Origin of the sequence: Actinomycetospora atypica (assembly GCF_042653685.1) — a bacterium.
Classification (GTDB): Bacteria; Actinomycetota; Actinomycetes; order Mycobacteriales; family Pseudonocardiaceae; genus Actinomycetospora; species Actinomycetospora atypica.
On record NZ_JBHSIV010000046.1, the window covers coordinates 23,208 to 31,790 of the forward strand.

Genomic DNA, 8,583 nt, shown 5'->3' on the forward strand with positions numbered 1-8,583 from the left:
GCCCCTGGGCGGAACGTTGGCGGAGGCGGACGGGAATCGAACCCGCCTGGCCGAGATACCCGGCCACGTCGGTGTTGAAGACCGCGGGGCCCACCAGGAACCCTGACGCCTCCGCGCGTGAGCCTAGGCACCCCCCGACCCGCACGCAGCGTGGCCCGGCCGGGACGTTCACGGGCGACCCACATCGGGAAGATCAGCCCGCGTGTGGACCGGTACCGACACGCGCCTCGTGGTCACCGCCGTGGCCGTCGTCGCCCTCGTCATCGTCCTGATCACCTCGCGCCTGCGCCTGCACGCCTTCCCGGCGCTGATGACCGGCTCGCTCGTGCTCGGCCTGGTCGCCGGGCTCGGCCCGACGAAGACCGTGGAGTCGTTCACCGACGGCGTCGGCGGCACGCTCGGCGACGTCGGCGTGGTCCTCGGCCTGGGGACGATGCTCGGCAAGCTGCTCGCCGACTCCGGCGGCGCCGACCTGCTCGCCGACGTCCTGCTGCGCCGCTCGGGCCACCGGATGCTGCCGTGGGCGGTCGCGCTGCTCGCGATGGTGCTCGGCATCCCGCTGTTCTTCGAGATCGGCGTGGTGCTCGTCCTGCCGATCGTGTTCACCGTGGCCGTGCGCCTCGACCGCGAGCAGGGCCACGAGGGCGGCCGGGACGCCGACGGTCGCTCGACGATCCTGCGGGTCGGCATCCCCGCCCTCGCCGGCCTCTCCGTGCTCCACGCCTTCGTCCCGCCGCACCCGGGCCCGCTCGTCGCCGTCGACGCGCTCGGCGCCGACCTCGGCCTGACGCTCGTCGTCGGCCTCGTCCTCGCGATCCCGACGGTGGCGATCGCCGGGCCGCTCTTCGCCCACTACGCGTCGCGGTGGGCGCACGCCGAGCCGCCGGTGGCCCTCGTCCGGACGGGCGGCGGCAGTTCCGGCGGCTCGGGCTCCGGCGGCGGCGTCGACCTCGACGACGGTCCCGGTCCCGACGACGCTGCCGGTCCCGACGACGACCGCCGCCCGCCGCCGACGCTGGCCGCGACGCTGCTGACGATCCTGCTGCCGGTGGTGCTCATGCTCGTGCGCACCGTCGCCGAGGTCGTCCTCCCCGACGGCTCGGGCGCGCGATCGGTCGCCGAGTTCGTGGGCGAGCCGATCGTCGCGCTGCTGCTGGCCCTGCTGCTCGCCACCTGGACCTTCGGCTTCCGCCGCGGCCTCACCGGCTCCGAGGTGGGCTCGCTGATGTCGGCGGGGCTCGTCCCGGCCGCCTCGATCCTCGTCATCATCGGCGCCGGCGGCGGATTCAAGCAGGTGCTCGTCGACTCCGGCATCGGCGACTCGCTCGCCAAGGCCGCCACCGGCGCCGGCATCCCGGTGCTGATTCTGGCCTGGACGGTGGCGGTGCTCATCCGGCTCGCCACCGGCTCCGCCACCGTGGCGACGGTGACCGCCGCGGGCATCGTCGCGCCCGTCCTCGCCGCGGAGCCCTCGGTGTCCCCGGTGCTGGCCGCGCTCGCCGTCGGGGCCGGCTCGGTGTTCTTCTCCCACGTCAACGACGCCGGCTTCTGGCTCGTCCGCGAGTACTTCGGCATGTCGGTCCGCGACACGTTCCGCACGTGGTCGGTGATGGAGACGCTGGTGTCGGTGGTCGGCCTCGTGACCGTGCTGGTGGCGAGCCTCGTTGTCTGACCGGACCGTGCTGGCGGTCGACGTCGGTACCACCTCCACCAAGGCCGTCCTGTTCACGACGAGCGGGGTGGTCCTGGGCGAGGGCGACGCCGGCTACCCGCTCGCCGAGCCCGAGCCGGGGGCCGCCGTGCAGGACCCGGAGGCGGTCTGGGAGGCCGTCGGCGACGCGGTCCGCGAGGCCGCCGACGGCGCGCACCCGGAGGTCGTCTCCTTCTCCGCGGCCATGCACGGGCTGCTCGGCGTCGACGCGGGCGGCGATCCGGTCGGCCCCCTGCTCACCTGGGCCGACTCCCGGGCGGCCGGTGTCGCCGCCGAGCTGCGCGCCGACGGCACGGCCCTCGGGCTGCACCGCCGCACCGGCACGCCGGTGCACTCGATGAGCCCCCTGGTCAAGCTCGCGTGGCTGCGTCGGGAGCGGCCCAGCCTGCACGCCGCGGCCGCGCGCTGGGGCGGGGTGAAGGAGTTCGTCGTCGGGCGGGCGACGGGGGAGCGGTCCACCGACGCCTCCTGCGCGTCCGGCACCGGGCTGATGGCCCTCGGGACCCGCTCCTGGGACGACGAGGCCCTCGACCTCGCCGGCGTCACCGCGGACGCCCTCGACCCGATCGTCGACACCACGGCCGTCGTCGGGACCCTCACCGAGCGGGTCGCCCGCGACTGGGGCCTGCCCTCCGGGGTGCCCGTCGTGGCCGGCGCCGGCGACGGCCCGCTGGCGAACCTCGGCCTCGGCGCCGTGCGCCCCGGGGTGCTCGCCTGCTCGATCGGCACCAGCGGAGCCCTGCGCCTCGCGGTCGACCGGCCCGGCGTCGACCCCCGCGGCCGCGCCTTCTGCTACGAGCTCACCGCCGAGCGCTGGGTGATCGGCGGCGCGGTCACCAACGGGGGCGTGGTGCTCGACTGGGCCACCGAGGCGCTCGGCGCCGACGTGTCCACCCTCCTCGCGGAGGCCGCCGAGGTCGCGCCCGGCGCCGACGGCCTGCTCGCGATCCCGCACCTGCTCGCCGAGCGCGCCCCGCGCTGGGACGGCGGCGCAGGCGGCGTCTTCGTCAACCTGCAGCGCTCCCACGGACGCGGCCACCTCGCGCGCGCCCTGCTCGAGGGGGTCTGCCTGCAGCTGCGCCTGGTGCTCGACTCCCTGCGCGACGCCGGGATGGCCGTCGAGGAGGTCCGCGCGACCGGCGGGTTCGCGCAGAGTCCCTTCTGGCGCCAGCTGCTCGCGGACGTCCTCGGAACGCCCGTCGGCTACCCGGGCGACCACCAGGGCTCGGCGTACGGGGCGGCGCTGCTCGGCATGCAGGGGGTGGGCCTGCTCGACCCCGGTGCGGAGGCCCTCGCCGCGGCCGCCGACCACGTGGAGATCGAGGAGACCCTCGTCCCCACCGACGCCGCGGCGGTCTACGCCGACCGGCGGGAGCTCGTCGAGCAGGTGCACGACCAGCTGGCCGACGTGGTCGCCCGGCTGACCGGGCGGCCGCGCTGACCGCGCTGACCGCGACTACGCCTGGGCGTCCGCCGCCTCCTCGAGCTCCACCAGCGACTCCTCGAGGAAGCCGAGCAGGCGCTGCAGCCGCGGCACGCTGCGGCGGTCGCCCGTGAGCCCGAACTCCATGTTGTCGGCGTAGGAGAAGACGGTCATGTTGAGGGCCTGGCCGTCGAGCGGGACCGACAGCGGGTACATCCCGCTCATCTTCGCGCCCTCGAAGTAGAGCGGCGCCTTCGGACCGGGGACGTTCGAGATGATCAGGTTGAACCCGGGGTTGAGCAGCGACGAGAGGCCCGGCACGGTGCCGAGCGGCAGCGGCGCCGCGACCGCGAGCGACAGGGCCGCCACCGCCATCGGGTCGCGATGGTCGAGGTGGCCCTTGGCCGCCCGGCCGGAGGCCTTGATGCGCTCGAGGCGGGTGGCGGCGTCGGGCTCGTCGGTCGCGAGGGTCACGAGGATCGCGCCGAGCTGGTTTCCCTCGCCGGTGGTGCCGAGCGAGACCGGCAGCGCCGCCACGAGCGGGCGCTCGGGCAGCGCGTCGAGCTCGAGCATGTAGCGGCGGAGCGCGCCGGAGCACATCGCGAGGACGATCTCGTTGACGGTCGAGCCGGTCCGCTCGCGCACCCGCTGGATGCGCTTGATCGGCCACGACTCGGCCGCGAACCGGCGGGCCCCGGTGATCGGCACGTTGAACATGCTGTGCGGCGCCTCGAAGGGCAGCGCGGTGTCGCGGTGCGCGAGGCCGTCGTACACGGCGCTGCCGAGCGCGGTCCCGGCCTCGATCGCGGAGCCGGCCGTGCGCACGGTGCCGGTGACCACCGAGGACACCGCGTTGATGCCGTCGGTGACGGCCGCCCCGACCCGCTCCAGGGCGCCCTGCTCGCTGCGGGCGACCTCGGTGCTCGGCGCCTTCTTCCGCCGCGAGCGGGGGTCGACCTGCCAGAAGGGCGGCAGGTTCCGGGTCTCGGGGTCGGTCGCGAGGGTCTTCTGCAGGTGCTTGATGCCCGTGACGCCGTCCATCATCGCGTGGTGGACCTTCTGGTAGATCGCGAAGCGATCGCCCTCAACGCCCTCGATGAGGTGGAACTCCCACAGCGGCCGGTGCCGGTCGAGCAGGGTCCCGTGCAGGCGGGAGACGAGCTCGAGCAGTTCGCGGATGCGGCCCGGGCGGGGGAGCGCGGACAGCCGGACGTGGTACTCGATGTCGAGGTCGGGATCGGTCTCCCAGCCCCACTGGCCGAGGGTCCCGACGGTGCGCACCGCCCGGCGCGCGAACGTCGGCGCCACCTCGTTCGACGAGACGAGCCGGCGGTGCAGGTCCCCGAGGAAGTCGGGCCCGGCGTCCTCGGGCCGGTCGAAGAGCAGGAGCGAGCCGACGTGGGTCGGTCGCTCCCGGGACTCCGCGAGCAGGAACATCGAGTCCCGGAACGACATCGCACCCATGTGCACGATCCTCTCGCGGCAGGTCGGTGGTGGCTAGGACGTGCCGGATCGCCCGACGGAGCCGTCGGAAGTTGGCGATCTTCGTGATGCCCGTCTCACCGGGGCCCGAAACAGTCCGCGACGGTCTGACTCAGGGCCGCGTCGAGCTCCTCCAGCGACCCCACCTCGACGCCGCCACTGCGCCGCACGACCGCCCCGATCATGAGGTTGTAGCGCAACCCCTCCTCCCCGCCCTGGCGCAGGTCGTTCCGGTACGCGACCACCGGCTTTCCGTGCGCCGCCGCCCACGCGACCTCGACGACCGTCCCGTTGTCGGGCGGCTCCTGGTCCAGGCACGCGACGACGAGGTCGCTGCGCTCGGCGATCGAGGCGAGGTGCACGTCGCCCAGCGCGAGCCACCGCTGCGCGGGGTCGGCCTCGTCGGGCAGGTCCGCCTCCCACGGGTCGATCACGTCCACGTGGCGCCGCACCACGGGCAGGAGCCGCTCGGCGTAGAAGAGCCGGGTCGACTCGGCGAACCCGTACGGGCTGGCGACGTAGGCGGTCGGGCGCATGGCCGCGATGATCCAGGGGTGCGCGTGGTGGTGACGGGAGCGGGCGGGTTCGTCGGGTCGGTCGTCGCGCGCGCCTTCGCGGCGGCCGGCCACGAGGTGGTCGGGTTCGCGCGCTCGGCCTCGCGGGTCCCGGCGGGGGTGGAGGCGTTCGTCGGGGACGTGCTCGACGAGGCGGCGGTCGCGGCCGTCGTGGGGGGCGCCGACCTCGTGTGCCACCTCGCCGCCCGGGTGCGGGTGCGGGAGTCGCGCACCGACCCGCTCGGCTACTGGCGCACCAACCTCGGGGGCACCCGGTCCGTCCTCGCCGCCCTCCCGGCCCACGCCCGCCTGGTCCTCGCCTCGACGTGCGCGGTCCACGCGGTGTCCGACGACCCGATCGACGAGGACGCGCCCCTGGCCCCCGCGAACCCCTACGCGGCGAGCAAGCTCGCGGCCGAGCTCCTGGCGCGCGACGTCGCGCTCGCCGGTGGCCCCGGCGTCGTGTGCCTGCGCGCCTTCAACGTGGCGGGCCCGGGCGACCGGGACATGTCCCGCGTGGTGCCCGCCCTCCTGGCCAACGTCAGCGATGGCACGTCGCAGACATCTGACGTCAGGGATCCGCCACGCTCGTTCACGGTCAACGGCGACGGCTCGGCCGTCCGCGACTACCTCCACGTCGCCGACCTGGCCGACGCGGTGCTCGCCGCCGCGACCGTCGCCGAGCCGGGCACGTGGCGCGCCTTCACGGTCGGCTCGGGCCGGGGGACCTCGGTCGCCGAGCTGATCGCCACGGTGGAGCGGGTCACCGGGCGCCCGGTCGACGTGCGGTACGGACCCGCGGCCGACGAGCCCGCCCGGCTGGTCGCCGATCCGTCCCGCGCACGGGACGAGCTCGGCTGGGAGCCCCGGCGCTCCGACCCCGGGCGGATCGTCGCCGAGGCGTGGCAGGCGGTGCGGCCCTGACGGCGGCGCCCCCGGCAGGACTCGAACCTGCGACCAAGGCATTAGAAGTGCCTTGCTCTGTCCAGCTGAGCTACGGGGGCCGACTGCGACCAGCGTAGTGGTGGCCCCGTCCCGCGCACTCCCGGATATCGCTCCGGCGGCACCGTGTCGGTGCGGGCACCTGCTCGACGGTCGAGCTCCGCTGCGCTGCGTCTCCTACCCTCGAGGGCGTGACCCGAGCGACCCCCACCGACGCCGGCCGCCCGCCGGGCGCCGAGGCCCCGCGGCCACCGTCGGCGACCGCGTCCGTCCTGGGTCAGGTCCTGCCCGGGATCGCCGTCGCGGCGGTCGTCGCGCTCGCCCTCACCGCCCTGTCGGGGCCCGAGACCTACGCGCGGCTCGGCCTGCCCGACCCGGGTGCCGTCGTGACCTACGGCCTGCCCGTCCTGCGAGCGCTCACCGAGTCCGCGGCCGTGGTGACGGTCGGCTTCCTCCTGCTCGCCGCCGTCCTCGTCCCGCCGTCGGGCCTGTCGTGGCTCGGCGCCGACGGGTACCGCGCCGTCCGCATCGCGTCGTGGTGCGCGGCTGCGTGGGCGGCGGGGGCGCTCGTGACGACGGTCCTCGCGGTCTCCGACGCCTTCGGGCGCCCGGTGTCCGTGGTCCTGCGCGGCTCCACGCTGAGCGAGTCGCTGACCGGGCTCCCGACCGCGCGGCTCTGGCTCGTCACCGCGGGCCTCGCCCTGGTCTGCCTCGTGCTCTGCCGCCTCGCCCTGTCCTGGGGCACGTCGGTGGCCGCTCTGGGGGTCGCCGTCGTCGGGTTCCTCCCGGCGGCCTTCGGTGGCCACTCCGGCGCCGGCGGCGGTCACGACATCGCGATGTCGAGCATGGCCCTGCACGTCCTCGCCGCCGCCCTGTGGATCGGCGGGCTCGTCGCGGTCCTCGTGCACGCGCTCGTGCGCGGCGCCGACCTGACGACGGCCCTCACCCGGTTCTCCGCGCTGGCCCTCGGCTGCTGGGTGGTCCTGGCGGTCTCGGGGGTGCTCAACGCGGTGCTGCGGGTGGCACCCGACGCGCTGCTCACGAGCACCTACGGCGCCCTGCTGCTGGTGAAGATCGGGGCGCTGGTGCTCCTCGGCGTGTTCGGAGCGGCGCACCGCACCCGGACGATGCCCGAGGTGGCCGCCGGGTCGCGCGCGGGGCTCGTGCGCCTCGGCGGGGTCGAGACGCTGATCATGTTCGCGACCGTGGGCGTCGCGGTGGCGCTCGGCCGCACCCCTCCGCCCGAGATGACCGAGGCGCTGCCCACCCGGGTCGAGGCGCTGCTCGGGTACTCCCTCGACGGCCCGCTCGACCTGCCCGGGCTCGTCACCGCCGCCCGGCCCGACCTGCTGCTGGGGACCGCGGCGGTGGTGGCGGCCGTCGCCTACCTCGTGGGGGTGCGGGTCCTACGCCGTCGAGGCAGCGGCTGGCCCCCGGGCCGCACCGCCGCCTGGCTGGCGGCCTGCGCGGTCCTGCTCGTGGTCACCTCGTCGGGCATCGGGCGCTACGCCCCGGCGCAGTTCAGCCTGCACATGCTCCAGCAGGTCGCGGCGCTCGTCGTCGTCGGACCGCTGGCCGTGCTCGGCAGGCCGGGCCGGCTCGTGGCGGCCGTACGGCCGCGCACCGACGGCCCGCCCGGGGTCGAGCAGTGGGGGTCGGGGCTCGGGCGCACGTCGGTGGGCCGGTTCCTGACGACGCCCCTGGTCGCCACGCTCCTGCTCGTCGCCACCCCGTGGGTGCTCGACGCGGGAGGACTGTTCGACCTGTTGGTGCCCGAGCACGCCGGACACCTGGCCATGACGGGGTGGGCCGTCGCCGTCGGCGCCGTCTTCGCCCACGTCGTCCTGACGGTCGGCGGCCCACCGCGGGCCGCCCGCACGACGATGGTCGTGGTCGCCGCCCTGGGGTTGGTCGCGCTGGCCGTGACGATCGCGCGGTCGACGGAGATCGTCGGTGGGGCCTACTTCACGCAGCTCGGTCTCTCCTGGATCGATCGGCCGGATGACCAGGTGGTCGGGGCCGTCGTGCTCGGCCTGGGCGCGGTCCCTCTCCTCGCCCTGCTGCTCGCCGTCGGGCGTCACGAGGCGTCGCAGGCGGTCTGACCAGGGGCTTCGCCGGTAGGCACCCCCCCTGTTCACGGGCGATTCGGCCGGGCGTAGTGTTCTCATCGCTCCCGGGGAACGGACGCGAACAGCGGCCGGCCGGGGGAACGGAACTCAGAGGTTGTCCTCGAGGGTCCGGTACAGTCGAAGACCGAAGCCACGCCCTCCGCGAGAGCGGAGCGAGACGGGCTTCGACGGTCGCTCCTTCGGGCGGGCCGCGCCCGGGATTCGAACCCCCGGATACGCCCCCGAAACGATCGTGTACAGTGGGAATCACCGCGAAAGAGATCGCCGGGATCGGCGCTTCGAATCGTGTGTGGTCGTCCTTTGAGAACTCAACAGTGTGCTGACGTTTTGTTTGTTTTGGCC

The 8,583-nt window shown here is 75.0% G+C and carries 6 protein-coding genes and 2 tRNA genes; 4 read left to right on the forward strand and 4 right to left on the reverse strand.

Annotation, left to right across the window (positions count from 1 at the left end):
- Positions 1-17 precede the first annotated feature (17 nt).
- Positions 18-113: transfer RNA gene (locus tag ACFPBZ_RS26530), tRNA-Sec, on the reverse strand.
- 89 nt (positions 114-202) lie between these two features.
- On the opposite strand from ACFPBZ_RS26530, the gene ACFPBZ_RS26535 reads away from it, so the two are divergent.
- A complete protein-coding gene (locus ACFPBZ_RS26535; RefSeq protein WP_378039120.1) occupies positions 203-1,672 on the forward strand; it encodes a GntT/GntP/DsdX family permease in 1,470 nt (489 codons plus the stop codon).
- On the forward strand, positions 1,665-3,152 hold the full coding sequence (locus ACFPBZ_RS26540) for a gluconokinase (protein ID WP_378039121.1): 1,488 nt from the start codon (positions 1,665-1,667) through the stop codon (positions 3,150-3,152). The genes ACFPBZ_RS26535 and ACFPBZ_RS26540 overlap by 8 nt, the downstream gene beginning before the upstream one ends.
- 15 nt (positions 3,153-3,167) lie before the next feature.
- Here the strand turns inward: ACFPBZ_RS26540 and ACFPBZ_RS26545 are convergent, their stop codons facing one another.
- Together ACFPBZ_RS26545 and ACFPBZ_RS26550 are read right to left on the reverse strand one after the other, a co-directional pair.
- Complete coding sequence (locus ACFPBZ_RS26545; RefSeq protein WP_378039122.1) at positions 3,168-4,598, reverse strand: WS/DGAT/MGAT family O-acyltransferase; 1,431 nt, start codon at positions 4,596-4,598, stop codon at positions 3,168-3,170.
- A 95-nt stretch (positions 4,599-4,693) separates the two neighbouring features.
- Positions 4,694-5,152, reverse strand: coding sequence for a nucleoside 2-deoxyribosyltransferase (locus ACFPBZ_RS26550; protein WP_378039123.1), 459 nt, complete (start codon positions 5,150-5,152; stop codon positions 4,694-4,696).
- 18 nt (positions 5,153-5,170) lie between these two features.
- On the opposite strand from ACFPBZ_RS26550, the gene ACFPBZ_RS26555 reads away from it, so the two are divergent.
- Positions 5,171-6,094 carry an NAD-dependent epimerase/dehydratase family protein gene (locus ACFPBZ_RS26555; protein WP_378039124.1) on the forward strand — a complete coding sequence of 308 codons (924 nt, stop codon included), beginning with the start codon at positions 5,171-5,173 and terminating at the stop codon, positions 6,092-6,094.
- 6 nt (positions 6,095-6,100) lie between these two features.
- Here the strand turns inward: ACFPBZ_RS26555 and ACFPBZ_RS26560 are convergent.
- A tRNA-Arg gene (locus ACFPBZ_RS26560) sits at positions 6,101-6,174 on the reverse strand.
- A gap of 129 nt (positions 6,175-6,303) precedes the next feature.
- Between ACFPBZ_RS26560 and ACFPBZ_RS26565 the strand changes: the two genes are divergently transcribed.
- Complete coding sequence (locus ACFPBZ_RS26565) at positions 6,304-8,214, forward strand: bifunctional copper resistance protein CopD/cytochrome c oxidase assembly protein (RefSeq protein ID WP_378039125.1); 1,911 nt, start codon at positions 6,304-6,306, stop codon at positions 8,212-8,214.
- Positions 8,215-8,583: the final 369 nt, after the last annotated feature.

Bases quoted from the DNA above. Each gene is read 5' to 3' on its own strand.
- ACFPBZ_RS26545 (WP_378039122.1), bottom strand. From the start codon at position 4,598: ATGGGTGCGATGTCGTTCCGGGACTCGATGTTCCTGCTCGCGGAGTCC.
- ACFPBZ_RS26550 (WP_378039123.1), bottom strand. From the start codon at position 5,152: ATGCGCCCGACCGCCTACGTCGCCAGCCCGTACGGGTTCGCCGAGTCG.